The sequence below is a fragment of the Parendozoicomonas sp. 2304DJ65-17 genome (genome assembly GCF_058148445.1).
Map to the genome: position 1 here is coordinate 577338 of NZ_JBYVJV010000003.1, position 25191 is coordinate 602528.

Annotated in this window: 23 protein-coding genes and 2 tRNA genes; 7 read left to right on the top strand and 18 right to left on the bottom strand. The window is 48.5% G+C overall.

What is annotated here, in order from left to right:
- Positions 1 to 50 precede the first annotated feature (50 nt).
- A complete protein-coding gene (gene alaE, locus ACY2RR_RS11935) occupies positions 51 to 479 on the bottom strand; it encodes an L-alanine exporter AlaE (protein WP_490108371.1) in 429 nt (142 codons plus the stop codon).
- 389 nt (positions 480 to 868) lie between these two features.
- Here alaE and thiM point away from each other — a divergent pair, with 389 nt between their 5' ends.
- Both thiM and ubiT read left to right on the top strand, forming a co-directional pair.
- The gene (gene thiM, locus ACY2RR_RS11940) at positions 869 to 1675 is read left to right on the top strand and encodes a hydroxyethylthiazole kinase (protein ID WP_490108372.1); all 807 of its coding nucleotides are present in this window, start codon (positions 869 to 871) and stop codon (positions 1673 to 1675) included.
- On the top strand, positions 1666 to 2178 hold the full coding sequence (ubiT, locus tag ACY2RR_RS11945) for a ubiquinone anaerobic biosynthesis accessory factor UbiT (protein ID WP_490108373.1): 513 nt from the start codon (positions 1666 to 1668) through the stop codon (positions 2176 to 2178). The genes thiM and ubiT overlap by 10 nt, the downstream gene beginning before the upstream one ends.
- A 79-nt stretch (positions 2179 to 2257) precedes the next feature.
- On the opposite strand, the gene ACY2RR_RS11950 is transcribed toward ubiT, so the two are convergent.
- From ACY2RR_RS11950 to ACY2RR_RS12000, 11 genes are all read right to left on the bottom strand, one after another.
- Positions 2258 to 4114, bottom strand: coding sequence for a GAS domain-containing protein (locus ACY2RR_RS11950; protein ID WP_490108374.1), 1857 nt, complete (start codon positions 4112 to 4114; stop codon positions 2258 to 2260).
- Between the two features lie 74 nt (positions 4115 to 4188).
- Positions 4189 to 5103: a LysR family transcriptional regulator gene (locus ACY2RR_RS11955; protein ID WP_490108375.1), complete on the bottom strand. Its 915-nt coding sequence runs from the start codon at positions 5101 to 5103 to the stop codon at positions 4189 to 4191.
- 228 nt (positions 5104 to 5331) lie between these two features.
- Positions 5332 to 6228, bottom strand: a complete 897-nt coding sequence (locus ACY2RR_RS11960; protein WP_490108376.1) for a U32 family peptidase — start codon at positions 6226 to 6228, stop codon at positions 5332 to 5334.
- Positions 6229 to 6245: 17 nt separating this feature from the next.
- On the bottom strand, positions 6246 to 7241 hold the full coding sequence (gene ubiU, locus ACY2RR_RS11965; protein ID WP_490108377.1) for a ubiquinone anaerobic biosynthesis protein UbiU: 996 nt from the start codon (positions 7239 to 7241) through the stop codon (positions 6246 to 6248).
- A 131-nt stretch (positions 7242 to 7372) separates the two neighbouring features.
- On the bottom strand, positions 7373 to 7999 hold the full coding sequence (thpR, locus tag ACY2RR_RS11970; protein WP_490108378.1) for an RNA 2',3'-cyclic phosphodiesterase: 627 nt from the start codon (positions 7997 to 7999) through the stop codon (positions 7373 to 7375).
- Complete coding sequence (gene menE, locus ACY2RR_RS11975) at positions 7996 to 9498, bottom strand: o-succinylbenzoate--CoA ligase (RefSeq protein WP_490108379.1); 1503 nt, start codon at positions 9496 to 9498, stop codon at positions 7996 to 7998. The genes thpR and menE overlap by 4 nt, the downstream gene beginning before the upstream one ends.
- Complete coding sequence (gene menC / locus ACY2RR_RS11980; protein ID WP_490108380.1) at positions 9458 to 10552, bottom strand: o-succinylbenzoate synthase; 1095 nt, start codon at positions 10550 to 10552, stop codon at positions 9458 to 9460. The genes menE and menC overlap by 41 nt, the downstream gene beginning before the upstream one ends.
- Positions 10552 to 11394, bottom strand: a complete 843-nt coding sequence (gene menB, locus ACY2RR_RS11985; RefSeq protein WP_490108381.1) for a 1,4-dihydroxy-2-naphthoyl-CoA synthase — start codon at positions 11392 to 11394, stop codon at positions 10552 to 10554. Before menB ends, menC begins: the two co-directional genes overlap by 1 nt.
- A gap of 80 nt (positions 11395 to 11474) precedes the next feature.
- Positions 11475 to 12254, bottom strand: coding sequence for a 2-succinyl-6-hydroxy-2,4-cyclohexadiene-1-carboxylate synthase (menH, locus tag ACY2RR_RS11990; RefSeq protein WP_490108382.1), 780 nt, complete (start codon positions 12252 to 12254; stop codon positions 11475 to 11477).
- On the bottom strand, positions 12245 to 13942 hold the full coding sequence (gene menD / locus ACY2RR_RS11995) for a 2-succinyl-5-enolpyruvyl-6-hydroxy-3-cyclohexene-1-carboxylic-acid synthase (protein ID WP_490108383.1): 1698 nt from the start codon (positions 13940 to 13942) through the stop codon (positions 12245 to 12247). The genes menH and menD overlap by 10 nt, the downstream gene beginning before the upstream one ends.
- Before the next feature lie 7 nt (positions 13943 to 13949).
- Positions 13950 to 15353 (bottom strand): isochorismate synthase, encoded by a 1404-nt coding sequence (locus ACY2RR_RS12000; RefSeq protein ID WP_490108384.1) that lies wholly within the window; start codon positions 15351 to 15353, stop codon positions 13950 to 13952.
- Between the two features lie 171 nt (positions 15354 to 15524).
- Here ACY2RR_RS12000 and ACY2RR_RS12005 point away from each other — a divergent pair, with 171 nt between their 5' ends.
- Both ACY2RR_RS12005 and ACY2RR_RS12010 read left to right on the top strand, forming a co-directional pair.
- Positions 15525 to 15857 carry a hypothetical protein gene (locus ACY2RR_RS12005; protein WP_490108385.1) on the top strand — a complete coding sequence of 111 codons (333 nt, stop codon included), beginning with the start codon at positions 15525 to 15527 and terminating at the stop codon, positions 15855 to 15857.
- A gap of 108 nt (positions 15858 to 15965) precedes the next feature.
- Entirely contained in the window at positions 15966 to 16505 is a 540-nt protein-coding gene (locus ACY2RR_RS12010) for a hypothetical protein (protein ID WP_490108386.1), read from the top strand.
- A 390-nt stretch (positions 16506 to 16895) separates the two neighbouring features.
- Here the strand turns inward: ACY2RR_RS12010 and rocD are convergent, their stop codons facing one another.
- Positions 16896 to 18113, bottom strand: a complete 1218-nt coding sequence (gene rocD / locus ACY2RR_RS12015; RefSeq protein WP_490108387.1) for an ornithine--oxo-acid transaminase — start codon at positions 18111 to 18113, stop codon at positions 16896 to 16898.
- A gap of 159 nt (positions 18114 to 18272) precedes the next feature.
- Positions 18273 to 19772 (bottom strand): sodium/proline symporter PutP, encoded by a 1500-nt coding sequence (gene putP / locus ACY2RR_RS12020; RefSeq protein ID WP_490108388.1) that lies wholly within the window; start codon positions 19770 to 19772, stop codon positions 18273 to 18275.
- Positions 19773 to 19990: 218 nt separating this feature from the next.
- Here putP and ACY2RR_RS12025 point away from each other — a divergent pair, with 218 nt between their 5' ends.
- Together ACY2RR_RS12025 and ACY2RR_RS12030 are read left to right on the top strand one after the other, a co-directional pair.
- Positions 19991 to 21655: a hypothetical protein gene (locus ACY2RR_RS12025; RefSeq protein ID WP_490108389.1), complete on the top strand. Its 1665-nt coding sequence runs from the start codon at positions 19991 to 19993 to the stop codon at positions 21653 to 21655.
- A gap of 86 nt (positions 21656 to 21741) precedes the next feature.
- Positions 21742 to 22101, top strand: a complete 360-nt coding sequence (locus tag ACY2RR_RS12030; RefSeq protein ID WP_490108390.1) for a hypothetical protein — start codon at positions 21742 to 21744, stop codon at positions 22099 to 22101.
- 6 nt (positions 22102 to 22107) lie between these two features.
- Here the strand turns inward: ACY2RR_RS12030 and ACY2RR_RS12035 are convergent, their stop codons facing one another.
- Positions 22108 to 23238 carry an FAD-dependent monooxygenase gene (locus tag ACY2RR_RS12035; protein ID WP_490108391.1) on the bottom strand — a complete coding sequence of 377 codons (1131 nt, stop codon included), beginning with the start codon at positions 23236 to 23238 and terminating at the stop codon, positions 22108 to 22110.
- Between the two features lie 141 nt (positions 23239 to 23379).
- Between ACY2RR_RS12035 and ACY2RR_RS12040 the strand changes: the two genes are divergently transcribed.
- On the top strand, positions 23380 to 24051 hold the full coding sequence (locus ACY2RR_RS12040; RefSeq protein WP_490108392.1) for an START domain-containing protein: 672 nt from the start codon (positions 23380 to 23382) through the stop codon (positions 24049 to 24051).
- Positions 24052 to 24108: 57 nt separating this feature from the next.
- On the opposite strand, the gene ACY2RR_RS12045 is transcribed toward ACY2RR_RS12040, so the two are convergent.
- The 3 genes from ACY2RR_RS12045 to ACY2RR_RS12055 form a co-directional block, all read right to left on the bottom strand.
- The gene (locus ACY2RR_RS12045) at positions 24109 to 24837 is read right to left on the bottom strand and encodes an OmpA family protein (protein WP_490108393.1); all 729 of its coding nucleotides are present in this window, start codon (positions 24835 to 24837) and stop codon (positions 24109 to 24111) included.
- 169 nt (positions 24838 to 25006) lie between these two features.
- Positions 25007 to 25083, bottom strand: a tRNA-Pro gene (locus ACY2RR_RS12050).
- A 31-nt stretch (positions 25084 to 25114) separates the two neighbouring features.
- Positions 25115 to 25191 (bottom strand) — tRNA-Pro (locus tag ACY2RR_RS12055).

The window sequence follows — 25191 nt, forward strand, 5'->3', positions numbered from 1 at the left end:
CCTGTTGAGTTTCAACAGGTTCAGAGTACTTTCAATACAAAACAGACTTATCAAACAAACCGCAATTCAGGAACAAACCGGTTTCGACAGTACTGCATCCACAAACCATAAGGGCGAGCCATAAGCACCATAGCACCAACCTGCCCGGCTGCTGCAGCCAGAATAGCTTCTATACCTGCGCCTGTGGTTGCAAGAATGGCTATATAAACAGGCATCTGGAACAGTATAAAAGCCAGAATATCCAGCAAAGATTTGCGGAGTTCTCCACCACTTGCAGCATTGCCTGTTTGTAAAACCCAGTCGCGGAACACACCATAAGGGCGGGCAATAATAAGATTCACAGGAATACTTAACAGTCGCGATTGCAAACTCTGAAAAAATGTCAGGCCCATCAACAACTCAACGGAACCACCAACAATAAAACCGAATAAAATCAGAGAGAAGATATCCGCAACAATAATGCGCTTGGAAGCAGACACCGCAACCACCACTTATAAAAATTAGAATATGAGAGTCCCTTCCCGATAACAGTCAGGAACGAAGAGACCAGTGAAAACAGGCAAAAGAATGAGCCAGAGCAGGCATCATCTGTGCAAGTGCAGAGCTACTCTACAAGGAACCTTTTGGCCAAACAACAACCATAGATGTATTAATTACCACAAAACACAAATACAAAATAAAAAAACAAACAAACACCAAAACAATAGAATTTAAAACCACAAAATAAAATAATAACAGGATTTAAATCTGTTGGATTTTGGTGTTTTTTCACAGACTTTCAAACAAAAAAGATCACCTCTGATTCATATCAACAGAATCCCCCGGCCGCGGCTGCTACAATCCGGGCGGAGCTAATGGACCCTCAATAATGACTCTGAAAAAAAATCTACTGAATAGCCTGGCTCAACTGCGCCAGACTACGCCGCTTGTTCATAACATCACCAACTCGGTTGTTATGAACAATACTGCCAACGCCCTGCTGGCTCTTGGGGCTTCACCGATTATGTCGGATGCCTCTGAAGAGACCTCTGCCATGGTTGATATCACCAATAGTCTGGTTATCAATATTGGCACCCTGACCGGGCGCACAACCATGACCATGAAATGTGCCGCCAGTCATGCCAAAGCGATCGGTAAACCCTGGATTCTTGATCCTGTTGGTGCCGGAGCAACTCAATTCCGTTTGGATACAGCCAAACTTCTTCTTGAATACAGCCCTTCAGTTGTCAGGGGGAATGCTTCTGAAATTCTCGCCCTGTTTGCTGGAGAATCTGGCGGACGTGGAGTGGATAGCCTGACAGAAAGTCACACTATCATTGAACAAGCCGTTAGTGCCGCCCGCTGCCACAACACCGTTATAGCCATTACAGGGGCCACAGATATCATTACTGATGGCCATCAGGTTATCAGCTTGAGTAACGGCCACCCGATGATGGCACGAGTCACCGGAACGGGCTGCACATCATCCGCACTTGTAGGTGCTTTTCTTGGCGTGGAAAAACCTTTGCTTGCTGCATCAGCAGCTTTGGCTTGCTTAGGTGTTGCCGGAGAGCTGGCCAGTAAAGTCAGCCGCGGCCCGGGAAGCCTGCAACTGAATATCCTAGATGAACTGTATAACCTCACCCCTGAATCTCTGGATCAACACCTGCGCATGGAAGTTAAACAATGGGATTAACCAACTCTTTGAGCCGTCTGCCCCACCCTCCTGCAGCCTGGTTATTTCACCCGATTCGTATTCTGCCCTGGGAACTGCGCAATAAGCCTCTTGAACTGGCGTTAAATCATGCCTTTCAACAGCCTTTGCAAGACGATGAATTTGATGTGCTGGAAGATCGCTGGCTGAAAGTTTCGGTTACCGATTTAAAGCTGGACTTCTTCGTTACCGTTTCCGATCAGAAAATGGAAATGTCTGGTCCTCGCCCCTGTGATGTGACCTTTCGGGGAGATAGCAGCAGCTTTCTGGCACTGGCGACTCGCCAGGAAGACCCAGACACTCTGTTCTTCAATAGAAAGCTTGCCATTGAAGGGGACACTGAACTCGGGCTTGGAGTCAAAAACATGCTGGACAGCCTGGAGCTGGATCAACTGCCCAAAGCATTGCAATGGGCTGTTAGCCGCACAGAAGAATTTCAACAGCTTTGGAAAACCCACTCACCACTGTCCAAACCATCCAACTGAAACACTTTGAATAAAGCCTTAAAAAACCCATTCGCTGATCAGTAGATTCACAGCGAATGGGGTTATTTTTCATATTCCGTTATTGTGATTGACGTTGGGCACGTTGATAGTGGCTTACCAAAGCCATTAGCTCTTTATGCAGCGCCACTTCTGATATTTTCACGTCAAGCTTGTCACGAAGGTTTTGGTTCACTGTGGCAAGCCTTTCAGCGTCAAAATAACTTTCTAACAAACGCTTCGGTTCACCAACTTCCCGATCGAAAATAGCATCCTTTCTATCCAACGACTCCCGAACAACCTGTATACGCTGCTCAAGATGTAGAATTGTTCCCTGTGTCTGTTCCCGCTCGTAGAAAGAATTCTGGTTTTCCCGCACCAGACGATCTCTTTCAGAAACGACCTCCTGGCGCTCGCCCTTCAAACGCTTCAATTTTGTTGATGCATGACGGGCTTCAGGTCTGGTTGTTGTCGAAGTCACCTTGGACTTGGAAACCGGAGGGTTCACTTGGTTCGCTGGTTGGGGTGGCGCATAAGGATAGGGATCGCCCGGTAGAGGCATCTGATCAACTTCCGGATAAGGCAGAGGAGCCTGGCCATTCAACTCAGACAGTGGCGGCGCAGAAGGCACAGGGTCTGCTGGGTATGGTGTATCTGGATAAGGGAGCCCTTCTGAAGGGGGCGGAGCATCTACAAAACCAATGTCTCGGGGAAGATCCCGCTCTACACGGGCAATTTTGTTGTCGATATCCTGCAGACGGGTATTCAGCTCAGCAACTTGTTTGTCTTTCCTGTTAATCTCTTTGAGCTTTCTTTCTGCATCCCTGAGTTTTCCTCTGAACCTCTCTAGATCGGATCGTTCTGTCAGAGTGTTCAAACGATGACGATCAGCTCGCTGACCATAATCCGTTAGATAAGCACGCAACTGCTCAGGGCTTCCCTGAATACCATAACGGTCAAAAAGCATTCTCTGTGAGGTTTCTGTGCGCGCACGGGCCGCATTCATATCCCGCACGGCTGCCGCTCGTTCGGAAGATAAGGTTTTACTTCGAGTCTGGGCTTTTTGTAATGGGCTGTCGTAGTAATCACTAAGCCAGTAAGCACTGGCCAGCATTCCTGCCAAACCAATTCCCGCCATCGGCAGCGCCAGAGGAGCCGAAAAAAGAGCAACAGGAACAGCGGCAACTGTCAGTAATGCAGATCCACCAGCAACAGCCATGGATGCCTCAGCTCCCGCATTGTTGTAGTGGTTGAAATCACTAATTCCAAATAATGTATGCCGGTAAAGCCGGTGCAGAGGATCATAAACATGGCGATAGTGTTTGGCTGCATCATGAGCAACCAGAACCAGTGGAGCTGTTTCTGAAGGCACATCGACAAACTGGCCGCACTGACCACTTTGCCCGGGACCTTTCACATCCCCAATAGCATCAACGACCACACCGTTAATTGAGAAACTTGTACAGCTTTCATGCTGGCTGAGATCGCCGAGCTTTTCATCAACAAACTGGCACAATCCAACCTTGCCAAGCCCCCGCATGTTTCCACTCTGGCTGAACGAGCCACTGATCAAGCGGCCATTCAGAATATGGTACTGGTTATCCAGATGATAGCGCTCATAGTAGAAAGGAATCTGGCCTTGCTGCTGCACACCTTTTCGGTGAAGTTCCGTAGCCGCACTCTCTTCTGTTCCCAGAAACGACTGCGGCCCTCCCTTTCCCCCACCGGGAGGAACCAACAGGTAACGATCCAAATAATAGCTGCCATCCACCTCTGCACTCAGGCTATAGCAGGACACAACGCCACCATGCTGGCTGGCGTACCATTCATCCTGCTTTATTTCCTCAGCTTGTACCGAAATGGAGGACACGGAAGATAACACGGTGAAAGACAAGGCCGGAGCCAATGCCGTCTTGGGAAACGATCTGACAAATACCATAGGAAACCTGTAACAGATAGAAACAACGCGCCGTTAGACGGCGCACTCCACAAACAGTTCCCTATTTATTAGTTTTACTCCGAAAAAAGCTCAATAAAATTCTTCTCAAGCCACTCAAACATGGGGGAGTAACGGTTTTTGCCACTGTAAATCATGCAGATATCCGCCAGTGAGGCTTCTGGCTCATTACGGAACCTGGCAAAACTAAACCGGTCTCCCATCTTTTCTGCCAGTTTTTCCGGCGCCAGCATCAAAACATCTTCTTCTTCAATCACTTCAAGCAGGGGGCGCAGATGCTGACTCCGCATAGCCACATTCATATGTATGCCACGTTTGGCCAGGGTTTTCTTTAACGGCATGGTACGGGAATTGACAGGAGGATTAATCAAGCCAGCTACGGGGTAGCGGCTCAGGTCCTGGTCTTCCACTTCCCTTTGTAGAACACTTAGCTCTTTTCGCCCCATCAATCCGAATAAGTCCCTCCCGACCCGGCGTTGGACAAAAGTCTGTGGAAGGTTCATAGCGGTGTAACTGAGCGCAGCGTGAATCTGCCCTGACTCAATCAAACCACAGGTGCCATCTCCCCAGCTAAACAATTCAAGTTCAGCACCGGGAGCCTGCCTCTTAAGCTTTTGATACAGGCTGCGGCCATAGGTTTCTGCCAGAAATGTGTTAACCACAATTCTGAGACTCCCCTGATAGGTGCCGGGATCAAAATGCTCCGGTTCAAGGGTTTGTAACAGTGCATCAAAGGCCTCTGGCAACCTGTGAGCAAGACTTTCAGCCCTGGCGGACAGTCGCAGCCCTCTCTTTTCCCGAAAGAACAGAGGGTCTTTCAGCTGCTCACGCAACTTAGCCAGAGCACGACTTACGCTCGGCTGACTTATGCCTAAGCGTTCTGCTGCCCGATGGGTATTTTTTTCTTCTAAAAGCACAATGAGAATGCGCAGAAGATTCAAGTCAAGTTGATCGGTGGAGAATGTAGCCAAGAAATGCACCAGCTGAATTTCTGAAATACAACAATGCTATTGTAATGAATTTCTCTGAAGATAGGATAAGCAACCAAGGAGACTGTCTTACGACAGATAGAAAGAGCGGGGGTCGTAGCCCGTAATTTCTTTGCAGTGCTTTGTATTTCTCCGTACTCGAATGCGATTGAGTATGAAGCCCCAACGAAAGTTGGGGCTTTTTAACGCCCGGAGAAAATAATTGAACTGTTACGGTGTGATATCGACCATCGGCACCATACCCGCCTTCCCATGCCAGTACCCTTGGCAACAGCCAGCAGGATGAACCAGCTCATGCTCCCCAGCACCAGACATCTGGCCAGCAAGAGATTGTACAACCTCTCTGGTTCCATCTGGTTGAGGAGAAACACGTACTGCATGAACGCCATTAGCGGCCATAGCCGGTACATCTGCCAGTAGATTCAGGCAGCGACCTGACTGAGTCTGGATACCATTCAAAGTAAATACCCTGTCACCTTCCTGGCTGTAGACAGGCAATCCTTCCGGATACTGCATACAAACAAACTGGCAGTCGTCTTTTGGCAGATCATGGGCACGGGCTGTGAAACAGCGAGCCGAAACCGCCAGAGGCATCATGCCCCAGACAAAAACTTCTGTAGAGAACTTACCGGTTAACCCCAGCTCATCGGCCTGCCCAAGAATGCAATACAAATCAGTCGCTGAGAGTTCAAGTGGCAGCGTCCATCGCTCAAGCCCACAATCAACTAGTTCTTTCAGGGAATAAGCATTGTAAATGTTGAACAGTGGTCCGGTAGTAAAGGGGATACCGGCCTTTGAGAGCTGATGAACGGCCGCCATATCGTTGGCTTCCACATGGAAGCGCCCGTTATCACAGACCTTCTTCAAGGAAGCCAGATCCGAGCCAGCTTCAAGCAAAGCCAAAGTGGAGAGCACAACCGTTTTACCAGAATTCTGCAATTGCTCACCAATGGCCAGCCAGTCATCCAACTTCATCTGACGACGTTTATTACAGACAGTTTCGCCAAGATAAACCCGGTCCACCGGCCAGTCACACACATCCTGGTAAAATGAAACAACACGATCTTTTGGCCAGAAATACAGCAGTGGCCCAAGAGTAATTTCCATAGATATCATCCTCTGAGCTACTGCCAGGCCCGGTGATAGGCACCCAACGTTGTTTGACAACCTTCTGACAACCCGGCCAGAGATTTCTGCCACCCCTCTTTAGGAGAGAACGACTCAGGATTGGCTTTATATTCGTCCAATGCTTCGCGCCACACCTGTGTGACTTCAGCCGTATAGGCAGGGCTGCGCTGACGACCTTCAATTTTAACGGCTGTTACACCGGCACGTTCCAGTTCCGGTATCAACCTCAAGGTGTTCAGGCTAGTAGGTTCTTCCAGTGCATGGAGAGTCTCTCCTTTCACCTGGTAGCGACCTTTGCACAAAGTGGGATAACCGGCGCGCTCTTCAGGATTGAAGCGATCAATCAAAACACCGTTCAAACGGGTGTCCATTGAGGCGCCCTGCTCTTCCCAGCGCACATAACGGGCAGGCGAACAGGCGCCGACAGTGTTGGGAGATTCTGAAGTAAGATAAGAAGATAACCAGCAGCGGCCTTCAGCCATAATGCATAAACTGCCAAAGGCAAAAACCTCAAGCTCTATAGGGCTTTTTTCCGCAAGAGCCTTCACTTGAGACAGAGATAATACCCTCGGTAATACGGCACGGGTGACACCAAATCTCTCATGATAAAACTCAAGCGCTCCAAGGTTTGTGGCAGAAGCCTGAACCGAGAGATGCCTGCGCATATTTGGATGCTTATCCCTTGCGTAACCCAGTACTCCGGGATCCGCTGCAATAATTGCGTGGGCACCTAAATCTGCAGCAGCATCGACAGAAGACGTCCAGCGAGACCAGCCAGCCGGACGGGGAAAGGTATTAATCGCCACCAGCACTTTTACGCCCTTATCTCGGGCATATTGCAGCGCTTTGCGGGCTTTGGTTTCATTAAAATTCAAGCCCGCAAAATGACGGGCATTGGTATCATCGCGAAAGCCGATATAAACGGCATCAGCCCCATGATCCACAGCAGCCTTCAATGCCGGCAGGCTACCCGCGGGACAAACCAACTCCATGAGCAACCCCAGGTTTCAGTGCATAGATAAATGCACTTTACCTGTTATCAATGCCTACAGTATTGATAACAATCAACACTTGTAAAAACCGAAACCAGCACGCAGATCACGACACAACCCGGCGCCACAGATTAGGCTAAAGGGAAAGACTCTAGTATTTTGTAGCGACTTCCATCTTTACTCAGTTCACTGGCTACCAATGCAACCTCACCGACCTGAAGCCGGTACCCCGGCAGTCGCCATGGAATACTGAAAGCAGACGCTGCAAGATTGCTTCGATCAATGCCGCCGGTCCGTGCCAAAGTGACGTGGGGGCGAAACAAACGTTTATCCGGACCAAAGCCTGCTTTCAGAGCGACATCTTCACAGAGAGAGTGCAAATCCTCCATGCGCCGCCCCGAGTGGATTTTCAGGGTCATAACTCTTGGATGATTATGGCTGGGCAGATAATCAACACCACCACTCATACACACGAATGGCTGAAAATCTGTCAGGCGCTGTCGCAGTTGCTCGGCAACAGAGCTCAGCTGTTCAGGAGAGCTGTTCCCCAGAAAACGTAGTGTCAGGTGATAGTTCTGTGGCGGCGTCCAGCGTACACGACGGTTGTCACCGGCAGGACCAAAACGTCTTACTTTTTTATTGACCGCAGCCGCAAGGTCCAGCGGCAACATATAGGCTATAAACGCACGGGTAATGGATACATTTTCTGTCGGCAACTCAGCACAAGCAGATACAAGGTTATTCGAATTCTCAGTCATGGCTTGCTCCGGCACAGGTCATCATGCGACTTGTGTTGCTTATCCTTACTCGACAATGTTACTGCCAATTTTTCCAGTTCTCGTCTGTTACTTTTCAATTGGGAAGAACTATTCCCATCATTCAGGGAATCCGGCCAGGGTAAAAACTGATCTGGCACCATAAAACCTGGTAACCGGTTCCGAAGATATGAACACCATACCTCTTCTTCTGGCTGGCTTTGGCTGAGCACATAGGCGACCGGGCGATGACCATACTCCAGATTAGGAACGGGAACCACTAAGACCTGCTCAATACCGGAAACTTCCAGTAAAACGCGCTCTATAGTTTCCGGCTGAATATTTTCTCCACCGGAAATAAACTGGCTATCAATACGCCCATTGATCTGGATTTGATCGCCTTTCCAGATACCGGTATCCCCGGTGCCAAACCAGCCATCTTTTGTTAATGGACGACGTAAGCCACCTTTTTCCCAGTATCCAAGGAATAATGATGCTCCACGAACATAAACTTCTTCTTGTTCAGATATTTTCACTTCACAATGAGGAAGAGGTGAACCAGATGTTAAAGCGCCACAGGCAAGAAATGAAGGCTGCCCTGTACAGATCTGGGAACCCATCTCTGTCATTCCGTAAGTGGTTAACACAGTGATTCCATGAGCCCGAGCCTGCTCTGCCAGCGCACCAGAAACGTACCCTCCGCCCATAAGCAGAATGCGAACAGCACTTTTTTCAAGATCAAAGTCCTTGTCATTCAAAAGTCGATAGAGCTGGGTATTGACCATGGAAACATGGGTGACCTGTCGCCTGATAAGAGTCTGGGCAAGATCTGAACGGTGATCAGGAAAAACAATAGAAGCGCCAGACAACAAGCAGCGAAATAATAGTGCCAAACCGCCAATATGATACAAAGGCAACGACAATAACCAGCTATCCCCCTCAGATAACGGGATAACTGTTTGCGACGCTTCTGCACTGGCCCTGTGACAGGAAAAGCTATGGGCAACAGCTTTTGGGCAGCCACTGCTGCCTGATGTCATCACCAGTGTGCATACACGCTCATCGTTCCATTGGAACGTGCGATGGCCGCCCTTCAAGTGGTGCAGGCTGTCCGGCAAGGTTATTCCTGACCAACCCTCTTCCATTACGCCATCATCACTCCAGTATGCAGACACGCCCACTTGTTGAGTGATTTTTTCGATCTTTTTTTCAGGGAAACGTGGATTCAGGGGCAGAATAATGATCCCGGCGCGCAAACAGGCCAGAGCCAAAACTACCAACATCGGGCTATTGGCAGAGGATACTGCCAATACCTGCCCCTCAGTAAGACCTGCTTCAATAAGCCCACAGGCCATATCCTGAACACGGCGGTCCAGCTCTTGCCATGTCCAGTACAACTCCCCGGCCATAATTGCGACAGCATCAGGATTGTGGGACACCTGCCACGCAAGCGGTTCCCCTTCAGGGTTGATAGCTGGACCAGATAAGTTGCAGTTGTTCACGAAGTACTACGTTCTCACGATGTTTTTGTTGCTCACAGGATGTGAAAAATTTCGTTTCTAAACTGGGATCTTGAAAACCACATATAAGCCATTTTTGAAAAATGCTCAGAGTATCCAAACCAGGGGCCGTGTTTGAGGCTACCTTTCCAGCCAGGCGGGCAAGAGTACCTATTCCAATATTACTTTCATAGGATGAGCTGATAACCAGTTCTAGTTTATGCACTCTGGCACACTCGGCAAGTTGGCGGCAACGATATAAACCACCAGCTAGTGTTGGCTTTACGACAAGTGCCGCCAGCCCAGCAAAAACCGCTGGGAAACCTTTTTCCCAGATATTTCCCATTTGAAGGCTTTCATCTAAGGCAACTGGCAGCCCGCCCTTTGCCATATACTCCGGCAACTGTGCACTCTGAAGTAGCGGCTCTTCGATAAAATTGATTCTTTTACGAGGTATGACTCTGGAAAATTCCAGTGCCTGCTCCAGATTCCAGTGACGATTTCCATCAAGACGGATGTTCACATCATCAGGTAAACAGGCATCCAATCGTTTAACCAGTGCAATATCGTCAGCAACAGACTGCCGGGACACTTTCACTTTAACCAGTTTGCTTTCCGATCCTATAGACTTTGCAGCAGCCAAAACTCTTTGGTTATCACCCGCCAGAAACCGACAAGTCGGTTGCGTTAAGCGAGGTAAACCATTGGACTTAGTAGCACTCAGTCCATCTATCGCAGACTCAACCGCAAAAATAACTGATGACGGTAACTTTAAGGATGCTGCGACTGTATTTTGTAATCCATGCTCGTTTATTTCCTCAAGCATTGTGGGATTACCAGCAAGCATTCGAGCACAAGTTACCAAGGCATCCTTTGCTTCTGTCAGAGTTTCCTGGCTGAAACCTGGCAATGGCGCGCAATCGCCAAGGCCAATCGAACCATCTTTATCCAGCCACAAAAGCAGCCCCTGCCGCTCGCCGTCTGGACACCCAGGAAGGGAGCCAGACAACGGTAGGGACCATTGGTATACCGAAGCTTTTAGGTCACCAAAAGCCATTAAGGGTTGCGCTGGAAGCGGCTGAAGTCAGGATCACGCTTTTCAACAAAAGCATTCCGACCTTCCTGACCTTCTTCAGTCATGTAGAACATCATGGTCGCATTACCAGCCAACTCCTGAAGGCCTGCCTGACCATCGCAATCAGCATTCAGGGCAGATTTCAGGCAACGCAGTGCCAGTGGAGAGTTGCGCAGCATCTCACGACACCACTCCACGGTCACTTCTTCCAGTTCTTCCAGAGGCACGACTGTGTTTACCAGCCCCATATCCAGCGCTTCTTTTGCAGAGTATTGACGACACAAGAACCAAATTTCACGAGCCTTCTTCTGACCAACCAAGCGGGCCATATAGCTTGCGCCATAGCCACCATCAAAAGAACCAACCTTTGGACCGGTTTGACCAAAAACAGCATTTTCAGCAGCAATAGTTAAATCACAGATCATATGCAGAACATGGCCGCCACCAATAGAATAACCGGCAACCATCGCTACAACAGGTTTAGGGCAGGTACGGATCTGACGCTGGAAATCCAAAACGTTCAGATGATGAACACCTTTATCATCTTTATAGCCGGAATCACCACGAATCTTTTGATCGCCACCGGAACAGAATGCTTTACCACCAGCGCCACAGAGAATAATAACGCCGACTTCACTATCACGACGAGCGTCGTCCAGTGCCTTCTGCATTTCCATAACAGTCAGAGGTCGAAAAGCATTATGAACCCGTGGACGGTTAATGGTGATTCGGGCAATACCTTCTGCCTTGTGATAAAGAATATCTTCGTAACCTTCAGAACAGCAGTTCCAGGCAAGAGCATCACGAACAGGGGATGTGGTCATAAATTTATCTTCAGCTTTACTTCAGGTGGGAAAATAACAATTTCCTAAAAAGCCCATTCACAGGCTTTTTAGGAAATGGCTTATCTGCGCTTTTCCTTGTTTAGCCCTATGAGCGCGGCAGCAAACTCCTTAGGGTTATCACGGTGAGTATTATGGCCTGCCCCCTGCACTGTTGCCGTACGAATATCAGCAAGGTCACTTAACCGTTCTTTCAGAGCAGTAAACTTGTGATCATTTTCACCGGCCAAATAGCCAACCAAGCAGGTAGCTTTTTCAAAAAACGGCCATAAGTTTTCCTGCTCTGCCAAACTGCACCCCATCAATATATCCGCCAACTCTGTACCGTTATTTTGAGTACAGCGTTCCTGAACCAGAATCGCTCGCTCTTCACTCGATAAAGAACTAAATACAGGCTGGCAATACCAGTCATCCAATACCGAGTTTAAATCTTCGGTTTTGAACCTTTCAGCCCAACGCCGATCATTCGCTAACCTCTGCTCTTTCTCTTCAGGAGATGTTAAGCCTGGATGAGCACCTTCCAAAATCAGGCCTGATAGTTCTTCGCCCCAACGATTTGCTGAAGCCATAGCAACCCGGCCCCCAAGGGAGTAGCCGACGAGTATTGCTGGAAGAAGATTGTGACTCTTTAGCGTACAGTAAACAGTTTCTGCAAAAGTATTCACTGTTGGGTTCTCAACCCTCTCACTCCCTCCATGTCCCGGCAGGTCAATGGTGTAGCAGTGGTAGTGTTCTCTCAAAAAAGGCACTACCGGTAACCAATCTTCTCCCGAGCCCAGAAAACCGTGAAGCATCACCAGAGCACGACCGTGCCCTCCGCGACCAATAAGATTCAGCTCCATAACATATCCTGAGAACGGGCTTTCAAACCGGCAAACATATCTGTTGCTTCAGAAGGTGGAGTACATACTTCAATCAATGTGCCCTGCGAGCAGTTCAATGACTCATAGAGCTGTTTCTGAAAGTTCTCTCTTGTCTCTGGTTGACAATAACGAAGGCCAAACATATTCGCAGCACCAAAAAACTGCAGATCATGCTCAACCTGAAAATACTGTGACTGAGCATTAGCGCTGGATACAGGGAAAATATTAAAAATACTGCCACCACTGTTGTTCAGAACAACCACCAGCAAGCCATGTTTAGCGGCCAGATGTAGAGAGTTCAGATCATGAAGTAGTGACAGGTCACCTATCACCAAAACAGTTTTCTGGCCTGAGCCAACGGCGTGACCCGCTGCGGAGGCCACCAGTCCATCAATTCCACTGACACCTCTATTGGCAACAGCATTGCTATACAGTGGTTGCGTAGTCAGGCTGTCAAACAGGCGAATTGGCATGCTATTTCCGAGAAACAGTTGCTGATGATCCAACGCTGTTTTTATTTCCCGAACCGCCCAGGGTTCTGTTAGTCCAGAGCCAGCGTTTATTTCTGCATCAACATCATTGCCAAGCTTTTGAGCACATTGAACCAGAGAACCTGACCACTCCTTATCCTGAGCTGAAAGCTTCAAGTTATGGCAAAAACCCTCAATCGATACACTCACTCTGCGGGTTACTGAACCAAAAGGATCATGGCGATCCTGCCGGGGATCAATAAACCAATGCTCACCCTGCCATCTCGTCAGCCACTGGCCGAGACGCTTGCTGACAAAACGCCGCCCAAACTGAAGAACGAGTGAAGCCTGATGCAGCTTCTCTTCGATTGTCTCATTAGCCAGCAGTAGATCCGAACAGGTTAAAACTTGAGGATGCCCATGCAGCCCTGACTGAATATCCGCAATCAGAAGTGGGCCTGTTTTTTCAATTAAGTACTTTACCGATTGGCTTTCAGCCGGAGACAGAGCGCCAGCAATAACCACAACCCTGTTATGCCCTTCCAGGCTTTCAGCTGTCTGAGATGAAATCTGAGGCCACTCACAAACAGGCGAAGATCCTTCAACCCAGCCTTTTACAGGAGACAACCAAGAAGATTGATCAAACTTCTCCCCATGGCCGTAAAGAGGTTCCCTTAGCTGCTGATTAATATGCACGACTCCACTATCCGGGCGTTTCAACACAGCAACAGCTTCATCGATTGTGGCGAGCAACCAGCGGGCAGGCAAAGAAGGCTCCGGACTGGGCAGATACACACTATTTACCGGGCAGGAACCAAAAATCCCCTGTTGATTCAGGGTCTGGTTAGCACCGCAGCCAAGTAACTCCGGTGGCCGATCCGCAGTTAATGCCAGTAATGGAATGCCTGTTTCCCGCGCTTCATGGAGAGCCGGAGAAAGGTTTGCTACTGCGGTGCCTGAGGTGGTGATAATAACAACAGGCTCTCCAAGAGCTCTGGCCATACCCAGAGCAAAAAAGCCCAGCCCTCTTTCATCATAGTGACAATGACAGGTCAGGCCGGTATGGCGATCTGCAGCCAGAGTCAGTGGTGCACTGCGGGATCCTGGAGCAAGACAAATCTGCCGAATGCCATTACGATACAGCTCTTCAAACAGCAGGTCGCACCACAGACTGGTAAAATCTTTGTCTTCTTGCATCAGGTGCTCACAACTCAATATTCAGCAGGGATTGTACGGTTTTCAACTTACTATCAAGCTCTGCCCATTCCTCATCAGCGCGAGACCCTGGAACCAGACCAACGCCGGAATATAAGCGCAAAGTTTTCTCCTGAAGCAGAGCACAACGGATGGCAACGGCAATATCTGCCCCATCTCGCTCAATCATTCCAAAAGGCCCGGAATACCAGCCCCGCTGGTGTGTCTCCAGCTGCCGAATCAGAGAGAGAGCTTCTGCTTTGGGTGCTCCGCCCATTGCAGGGGTTGGGTGTAAACGTTCAATCAACTCGGCATCAGAAATATCTGGTTTCAGATAAGCCCGCACTTTTTGCCGCAGATGCTGAACACTGCGCAGTTTGACCAGATTAGTATCAGCAGTGCACTCCACACTTTCACTGCATTCAGACAAAGCACTGGTAATCGCCCGCATAACCAGCGAATTCTCCCGGCGATTTTTATCATCTGCTAACAGACTGGCGGCCAGTTTACGATCCAGCACCGATGTCTCACCTCTTGGCGCTGTTCCTGCCAGGGCTTCACTATCCAGCCTCTGCTTTTGGCGATGATAAAGGCTCTCCGGAGAGGCGCCGAAAAAGCATTCGTTCCGCTCATTCCAAAGAGCAAAGCGGTAGGTTTCCGGAGTCATAGCCTGCCAGTACATCAACATTGACCAGGGGCACAACCCACTATTGAGGGAAAGAGTCTGCTCCCGCGACAAAACCACCTTGGCCAGGTGCTCTTGTTTCAGCTCATCAAGAGCTATATCTACTTGGGCTTCCCAGTCACCCCGTGCGGGAATATTGCCTGTTACAGTGGCAACCGGTAGAGCTTTAGGAAACTGCTCCAAGTCTTCCACTGTAGCCAAAGACCGAGCCTCAGCCAGTATCTGCTCTTTAAGAACCACGCCTTGAGAACCGGGGGGAAGCTGGAGATTACAGGCCAGGGCCAGTTGCCCCTGATGACTCAGTAATTCAAAGCGGGGAAGCAGAATTTCACCACCTCCAAATCCAGGCCAGTGATCTTCACCCTGATCAGAAAATGCCATGCCACCGTAAAAGCGGGTTCCGGGGCAAGCTGCAAGAACCTCCTGAACCAGAGAACCGCTCTCACGCAAAACCTGCCAGGGGGAAATGGTATCACCAATACTGATTGAAAGAGCCACACCCTGCCCGGCTGAAACCAGAGAACTCTCTCTGTTTGCCCAGAAAATACGCACACCACTTCCCGCTGCAAGCCAGACCAGCTGTTCGATGCAGTTGTCACTAACCGGACAATCAATTTGTTGTTCCAGCCTGTGCCAGCCGGTACCCGGCTCAACACCGATAATTTTTTCGACCAATAGGTCCCTTGCCACCGTTAAAAGCGATGGAAACTGATGCGCGTTTACGTTCATGATCCGTCATGACTAGGATGAGCCACTATTTTAGGATGCCAGAGGCCAGATCACAGGCTGGTATATACCGAAACAGCGATAAACGGTAGTTACAGGTTATGAAAACAGCAGGCACCATTCAGGAGCTGTGGTAGAATTCCCCGCCTGAAAAGACCAAGGATTTGTAGATACATGGCCACCAATGGTGAATCTGCCCGTCAGTGGCTTGCTGACAATGGCAGCACTGCCTCTCAGGAAGAACTTCTTCGCATTCGCACAGCTATTGCAACCAAGTTGGATGCCATGCCGGAAGAGCATCCCGATGAAGCCGGACTTCTGGAAGCTCTGGATGTGATGGATGAGTGGATGGAAAAAGGAAAAACCAATGAACCTGAAAGCACCGCCCCTTCCACTCTTGATACCAGCCCGCTGGTTCCTGACCTGCCTCCCGCAGAAGCATTGAGTGAAGAAGAAAAGCAGGCCCGCTTTAAGAATCTGCTGAAAAAGAAACACACCTTCGCCTGATAAGCAAAAGACATATAGAAAGAGCAAATCCGTTTATTGCTTCTATGAGCGCTTCATATACTGAATGCACTGCCCGTTCGAGGGGCAGACTATTTCGGGAGTCAAAATATGAAGCGGCTCTACTATCTTACCCACTCTGTTGACGAAGCAGACTGCCTGATCAGTGATCTGCGGCGGGCAGGTGTTGGGGAGTGGCGAATTCATGGGCTCAGCACCGATGATGCCGGGCTCTACCACCATCATATTCACCCTGCCCACTTCTTCCAGCGTTATGACCTTATCCACCTTGGCGAACGCGGTGCCATTATTGGTTTCTGTATCAGTTTGGTGTGGTCATACGCGGTGCATGTTCTTCAGCTAATTCCAAATAGCTTTGGCATTGCGGAAGTGGTTTTTACAACCCTCGTCTTCACACTGTTTGGTGCCTGGTCCGGAGGGCTGATGGGCATATCTCGCTTGAACTATCGTATTGCAAGATTCCAGAAAGATATTGATTCCGGGGCCTGTCTTGTTCTGGTCGACCTGCCCCGGCGTAGGGTTTCACAGATTCGCAGGAAAATTCAATTTCGGCACCCAGGGGTGATTCTGGCTGGCTACTCATCAACCATGACCAACCCGTTTGCACGTACTCCAGCCCAAACCAGCTAGTCCGAATCCCCCCTGTATTTAGGGTATTTTCAAAGGAAAGTAATAATCACCCCCAGAACCATAAGAAATGATTATGAATTTCTGGTCGCAATTCCTGAAGGGTCGTCTTAACTGAAGTTTGTGGCGGCCCGACAGGTGTTCTGAAGCGGCTTCCCATCAACCCTAAATTTTTACTTATTCAGCAAGGAAGCCGTTGTGAATCGGAAGCAATCCCGTCGACTCTTGAAAATGGAGAAAGTTATTGGTGATGTCGCCCTGTGGGTATTAGTTGCAGGTGCTTTGTATTGGCCTTTCTACATGCTTCTTGAGTAACGGAGAATCAGCCAGAAAAACAAAGGCCTCGATTAAAACAATCGAGGCCTTTTTTATTACCTTTTCACAAGGCGACTTTTACAGCTCTGCGAAAGTCTTCTTCAAAATAGCAATACACTCCTGAATCTCTTCACTGGTAATGACCAGAGGTGGAGAGAAACGGATGGTGTGATCATGGGTCGGCTTTGCCAGCAAACCATTTTCCGCCAGCTTGAGGCAAACCTTCCAAGCATCAATGCCATCAGCAGGTTCAATATCAATGGCATTCAGTAGCCCGCGACCACGAACAGTTTTTAACAGTGGATGAGAAATCTCCCGCAACCCTGCACGTAAGGCTTCGCCCTGAATATCAGCATTCTCGGCCAGCTTCTCATCACGAACCACATCCAGTGCTGACATAGCTACCTGACAGGCCATTGGGTTGCCACCATAGGTCGAGCCATGCTGACCAGGCTTGATGCAGAGCATAATGTCATCATCTGCCAGAACAGCAGAAACAGGGTACACACCACCTGACACGGCTTTACCCAGAATCAAAACGTCCGGCCGAACATCTTCGTAGTTAACAGCCAGCAATTTACCGGTTCTAGCAATACCTGTCTGGACTTCATCCGCCAGCATCAGCGCATTATGTTTGGTACATAACTCCCTTACCCCTTTCAGGAAGCCTTCTTCCGGGATAATAACCCCCGCTTCTCCCTGAATCGGCTCAATCAACACACCGGCAACATCGGGTGCCTGCATGGCTTCTTCCATAGCCGCCAGGTCATTGTATGGGACACGGGTAAACCCGGGAGTGTAAGGGCCATAATCAGCCCTGGCCTCTTCATCATTGGAGAAGGAAATTATGGTTGTGGTACGGCCGTGGAAGTTTCCATCACAAACCAGAATTCTGGCTTTATGGGATTCAATGCCTTTTTTCTGGTACGCCCACTTCCGACACAGCTTGATAGCTGTTTCAACAGCTTCAGCCCCGGTATTCATGGCCAGAACCTTATCAAAGCCAAAATACTCAGCCATGTATTTTTCAAACACACCAAGGGCACTGCTATGGAAAGCCCGGGAGGTCAGAGTCAGACGTTCAGCCTGCTCGGTCATGGCTTGAATGATTTTGGGGTGACAATGCCCCTGGTTTACCGCTGAATATGCAGAAAGAAAATCGAAATATTCTCGTCCTTCAACATCCCAGACTTTAGCTCCCTTCCCTTTATCCAGTACAACGGGCAAAGGGTGATAATTATGAGCCCCATACTTATGCTCAAGTTCCATCAGTTCAGATGAAGAATACTCAGTCATAACTCCTCCGTCTGGCTGCCTGTGACGCAGCGACACTTGTGGTGCCTGCCATCATCAATGGGCGCCGGTATTATCATTCTCTTATGAAGAAGCCCGAACAGACGCCCGGGCAAGGTGCTGCTTATTAAGTATCAAGACTACTAATAATGGTCAACACTTTTAAGCATCAACAATTTCCAAATGACGCTTTATTCTTGAAAAAATGCTCTGTACCTCAGCCGATGGTGTTTGGTCTGCCAGGCTGACCACAGCTATTGAGAGACAAGACACCACAAAACCCGGAATCAGCTCATACAGCTCAAAAATGCCGCCACTGAATTGGTTCCAGATAACGACTGTCAGTCCTCCGGTCAGAATACCTGCAAGAGCACCATTGCGGGTCATTTTGTCCCAGAACAAACTAATAATAAGTGCCGGCCCAAAAGCTGCCCCAAACCCGGCCCATGCATAGGCAACCATTCCTAAAACACTACTTTCAGGGTCCAGTGCCAACATTGTTGCAATGGCAGCAATTCCCACGACAGCTAGTCGTCCGACCCAAAGCACCCGTTGCTGATCGGCCTCTGGATGAAAAACATCTTTATAAAAGTCTTCTGCAAAAGCCGTGGAACAAACCAGCAACTGGGAATCAGCCGTACTCATGACCGCTGCTAATATAGCCGCTAGCAGAATACCGGCCACTACAGGATTAAAGAGTGTCCCCACGAGAACCATAAAAATCTGCTCAGGGTCGGTAACAATCACCCCGGTATTCAGGTGGTACACCAGCCCGGCCAGGCCAACCATCAAAGCCGCTACCAGACATATTCCACTCCAGCCAACCGCTACTGCACGAGCAACAGGAAGATCTTTCTGACTACGAATCCCCTTAAAGCGAGCAAGAATATGGGGCTGACCAAAATAACCCAGCCCCCAGCCAAGAAGGGATAAAACCAGAATCATATCCAGTGGTTCACCGGTTTTGTCAGTGAAAGGATTAAGCAGTGCCGGATTATGATGATCCAGGGTCTGCACCACCTGCTGAAAACCACCAACCTGATCAATAACAACCAAAGGAACAGCCACCAGAGCTGCAGCCATCATCAAACCCTGAACAAAATCTGTCCAGCAAACCGCTAGGTATCCACCAAATAATGTGTAAGAGATGACACTGACCGCCCCCACTATCACAGCAATGCGATAGTCCAGCCCAAATGCGGTTTCAAACAGTTTGCCGCCAGCAACCAGCCCCGCACTGGTGTAAAACAGGAAGAAAAGAATAATAAAACCCGCAGAAATCATCTGCAGGGCACGGCCTTTATCATGAAAGCGATTGGAGAAATATTCTGGCAGGGTCAGGGCATTGCCCGCGGCTTCACTGAAAACACGTAACCGGCGAGCAACAAGCAACCAGTTAGCCCAGGTTCCCAGCAGGATGCCTCCAGCCAGCCAGAATGCTTCCATTCCTGCAGCAAAGGCGTACCCCGGCAATCCTAGTAACAACCAGCCACTCATATCCGAAGCACTGGCACTCAGCGCAGTTGTCCAGGGACCAAGGGAGCGTCCTCCGAGGAAATAGTCCTCACTGGTGTTAGTCCTGTGCCAGGCCAACAGCCCCAAACCGAGCATACCGAGAAAGTACACCAGAAATGTGATGAGAACAGCGGGTTCCACCTGCATATTGTCTCCCCGGAAGCACTGAAAAAGAGTCTCAGTGAAAGTTGAATATCGTGTGGTATTGAGGGCTATCGCAGTGAAATCGACGATTCGTTACGGATTTAACGAGATGCACCCTACTTTCAGAAAGTCTAGATGAATCTTACGGTTTGGATTAAACAGTTAGAGCTATATAGCTCAATGTACTAATCTGAACAGGAACATCTCAAAGGGAAACAGGTATGGATATCGGTTCATCACGGGGAGCATCGGGTATAAATCCCAGCCTCTCGGCCCGAGTCCTGAACACTGAGTCTCCTGAGGGTACAACATCCACACTAAAAGCCACATTCAGAGCTTTTCTTACCCCTTTCAGCCAAATTCGCTCATTCAACTACCAACCTGTTCTTAAAGATATTAAAGAGGCTCAGGCTCAGTTCGCGGCAAGAGCAGAGGCTAAAGCCACAGCTTCAGTGCCAGCAGAGAACAAAACTCAGGAAACGACCCCAGCGCAAGAGGCCGCACCAAAGAATGTTGAGATCACACCGCAAACGGTGGTTCGCCAGATGGAAGGGGGGTTCCATAAAGCTGGCGATAAAATGGAAAAAGCCGCCGAGCGTGCCGCTGATCTTATGAGCACGGCTATTAGCCAAGCCTCAGATGAGATTGGGAAAGGAAAACTTGGGGCTGTAGCAACAACTCTGGCCGATGGCTTTGAAAACTCCAGCCGGGTTATGAATGCTGGTCTTAAGGTTGCGGGCAACGATGTACGTAAAGGTATAGAGCAAGCCGCACGTACACTGGGTCAGGAAAACCCTGAAATAGGGAAGACGGTCTCACAGGTCGCAGTTCAGGTTGAAAATGGCTTTCGCCAGAGCGGTCTAGACATTGAAAAACAAATGTCCTCCCTGGCAGACTCAACTCGCGAAACCGGAGAGAAAATCACCCAGGCTTTGCAGCAACCCCAAACTCTGGTTAACGAAGACGCCTGGAATGATTTTGAATCCTGGATCAACGATCTTGGAAGCAGTGTAGAGTCTTCAGCTCAGGTGATTAGCGACGGCTACGCTCAGACAGGCAACACCCTTTCCCAAACGTTTACCTCAGCAAGCGAGCAACTGGGATCACAGTCACCACCACCTTCCAGCCCATCTGGCAGTATCAATGAAGAAATGCACATGGAAGAACCAGGTCTTGGGGAAACAGCATTATTTCTAGCCGCCCAAGGTTTCTCCAAAATAGGGCTGGAAACCAAACAAGTCTTCAACGATGCAGCCCAATCTTCCCTGAATGGCTTTAAGGCTGTTGGCAATCATTATAAACAAGGGTTTGAAAATATCGGCCATAGTCTTAAAGACAACTTCACCCTCTTTGGTAATCACATTGGAGGTGGTGTGACTCAGTCAGTAAACACTGTAGGAAATGCATTTTCAGAGGCGGGACAAAAGGTCGGTGAATCTTTTGAAGATGCGGGGCAGGACATTACTGATGCCTTTTCCAGGGCTGGTAAAAACATTGAAAGTAACGCCCAAAAGGTTGGCAACTCCTTTAGCGAAGCCGGACAGCAAATCTCTAGTGCTTTTTCGAAAGCAGGTAATGGCATTAAAAACAGTGCGACCAGCATTGGCTATGGCATAAAAGATGGTGCGGGGAAAGTAGAAGACTTCTTCAAAGAAGATATTTTTTCATCCCTTAAATCATTGAATAAGCAGTTTAAAAATGTAAAGAACCAGTTTGATTCTGGAGTGGATAAGATAGAACAAGCTGCCAAAAAGGCAGAGAACAAAGTTAAAGATGTTGCCAACGATGTCGCGAGAGAAACCAAGAAAACTGCAAACAAAGTTGCAAATGAAGTTGTTCATAAGCCAGTCAAAAAAGTTAAAAAATTCTTCAAGAGTATATTTTAAATTTTACTATGCCCTCAAAAAGCCCCCTTCGCCAACAACTGAATAGCCACCTCAAGCAAGCAAGTGCACTTGCATCGTTTCTTGATATGGAAGAACTGTTACAAAAGGATGTCGTATCCAACGTTGAGCCAGAAAAACGCTTAGAAGATGCAGGTTATCTAGCTTTAAAAGCAGAAGTAGCCCAGAAAAAAATCAACGCCCTCATTACAGACGACCTCAGCTTTGAACAAATTGTAGAAAGTGCCATTGATAAAAGTGAAGGTAATACTGAAAACCTTGTAGCCGTCCTGGATACAGCCATACCCGGCTTGCCCAAAGCTATTGAGAACTACCTTCAAGCCGTATACGAGTTAAATACTACTCTTTTCCCTAAATCGACAAAACAAGCAGCAACTAAAACCTCCCGAAGAAAGCGTCCACCTAAAACAAAACAGAACTACCTCTGAGTGAATTTATAACGGCATTTTGAACAACTGTTTCCAGCCATTGGTATGAATAGGGCCATTCTGTTTTAGCGACTCATTTCTACTTTTCTCTTCGGCAGAAGATAGATCTTTGAGTTGAGTGTTAGAGTAATTCCCTACCCAATTAACCCGAGCACTTCTTCGACGAGCAAAGCTATGCAAAGCCTGATTTAAATCGTCGGTGGTATTGAGTTCTTCTGTCAGGAGAGTTGCATCTTCTAACCCTTGAGCCACTCCCTGTTGCAGAATTGGCCCACACCCATGGGCCGCATCTCCCAGAATAAGAATCCTCCCATCACCCCATATGGGGATAGGCATCACCGGCATACGACCGCAAATCAAGCGAGTATCTGGAGGTAAACTTGTTAACACCGACTGAACAGGGGAGCAGTAGTCTTTGAAGTGTGAAGTTAATTCTTCTCTTGCTTTATCAGCAGGTAAGGGTTTTCTACATCTGTCGGCTATATGCCCATAGCAATAGACACGGTTATTAATAAGCGGATAAATCAAAAAGGCTGTGCTTCTCCCCAAAAACAACTGCGGGTCAGTTTGAACACCGTCAGGTTTTTCTGTCATAAATCGCCAGCAAAATAGTCCCAGGTCAGACAGTTCAATACTTGGGTAAATCGTTTGCCTGATTTGTGAATGAATACCATCACAAGCCAGCAACAAATCTCCGTGAAACTTTTTCCCATTATCCAGTTCTACGTCGACACCATTAGCGTGCTGCTTAAACTGCTTTACCGTACACCCTCTATGAACTGGTACCTCACTAATGCTTCTCTCCAACACCTGATGCAAGTCATTGTGGGGTAAAGCGAGAAAAGGGGTTCCTGCCGGGTGCAGATTATCAAAAGTCTCTTTGCAAAGTATGGCACCACAACTCTTGCGGTAAACCATTTCTCTACCCTGCTGGCTTATCTTCTGAACATCTTCCAAAACACCCAACCTATCAAGCTGTAATGTTGCATTAGCTGGTAAAGCGATTCCGGCTCCACCTTTCCCTCGCCTTTGAGTTCTTTCAAATATTTGAACTTTATGCCCCGCGGATACCAAAGAACGGGCAGTAGCAAGGCCTGTGATACCAGCTCCGGAAATCAAGATTGAAAGTGGTTTCATAAACACTCCAAAAACACGTCTGTTATCTGATTAGATTTATAACTGCCTGCGTTTGTTCCCTCGCTATTCCCTTTGGTAAAGCTCTGCGTGTATGATTTTCTTAAAGCAGTCACTTTCATATCAATAATTAGAAGAAAAGCCGTGAAAAACTCGTTACGCAAACTACCTGTCCCGTTTTTATTCCTGACACTTATTTTTTTGCTGGGGGCGCGGCTTTCCAGTGCAGAAGAACCCTGGTCCCTGGAAAAAAGCAAAAACGGTATAGATGTCTATGTCCGAAGTATTGAGGGGTCTCCGATCAAAGAATTTAAAGGCGTAATGACCCTGCCAAGCAGTCTTTCTGCTGTTGTTGCCCTATTAGATGACCCTGAAGCAGGACCGGAATGGATATACAACTGCCAGTCTCTTACCCGAATAAAGTCTGAGGGGAAAAGCACTTGGAACTATGTTGTTAATAAACTGCCATGGCCCGCTACAGACAGGGACGCAGTTATTCTCAGCATTATGGAACAAGATCCGGAAAGCCTGACTGTAACTATTAAACTGTCAGCCAAGCCTGACCTGAAACCCGTTCAAGATGGTCTTGTGCGAATTCCGGAAATGAATGCCTCTTGGGTTTTAACGCCAAAGTCTGACAAACAGGTAGAAATAGCTTACCAAGCACATGTAAACCCTGGTGGAGAACTGCCTACCTGGCTGATTAATGCTTTGATTGTAGACACTCCCTTCGCCAGTCTACAGGGTATGAAGAAAATGCTCGATGGTGATTTTTACCAGCAGCAAACACGCCTGGATGTAACCGAACCAGGTTAATTCAAACTCATCGTAAAGCCTCTCATACTGCTGAGGCTTTACGATAAAGATTCCATATCAACCTTCTTCTGGTTCAATTTGTGCTTCAACTCTACGATTCAGTTGTCGCCCTTCTTTTGTTTTATTGTCGCCAACAGGGTTATCTCCACCATAGCCATGTACAGAGATGCGAGTTGGCTGCACACCTAAATCGATCAGGTACGATCGCGCTGAGAATGCCCGATCTTCTGATAGCTTCTGATTCAGTGATTTAGGACCAGTAGCATCGGTGTAACCTTTCAGGTGAATCGTGGCATGTGGGAACTGTCTGAGAAAATCAGCTTCTTTGCGCAATATTGATTTAGCATGTTCTGACAGTTGTGCAGAAGCCGACTGAAAATGTATAGGTTCAAGCACAACCTTCCGAACAATAGGGCAACCACTAGCGTCGACCCGGGCTCCCGGTGGAGTATTCATGCACTTATCAAGACTGTCTGGTACTCCATCGCCATCAGAATCTTTCGGGCAACCATATTTCTTAACATCCCAGCCCTGAACCATAATCGGGCAGGTGATTTCTGATTCAGCCCGATCCCCAGTTACGGCACAGACAACTCCACCAATAACTGCACCACCTAATGCTCCCCACCCAGCAGCCTCACTGCTTTCCATTGCACCGCCAGCTCCACCTACAGCACCACCGGCCAGCGCACACTTCCACCATTCATCAAACTTAACGTTATGGTTCGCACACCCGGATAAAAGAGTGCTGACCGCAACGGCGGTTAAGAGCTGGGCTTTTTTCACGACGAACTCCCGGAACGACTCTGCAAACAACCCGGGAAGTGTAGGAGGAAACTGTGATTTAGAAAGTGGAGGAGAGGATAAACGACAGGTATGTTTTGAATGTTTTTGACACAAACAAAAAAGGGTCAATCCGAAGATTGACCCTTTCAGTTCTCTACCATAAGAGAATTGGTCGGGGTAGAGAGATTCGAACTCCCGACATCCTGCTCCCAAAGCAGGCGCGCTACCAGACTGCGCTATACCCCGTAGTTCAGCTTTTATACTAAAGCTGGAAAAGTGGTCGGGGTAGAGAGATTCGAACTCCCGACATCCTGCTCCCAAAGCAGGCGCGCTACCAGACTGCGCTATACCCCG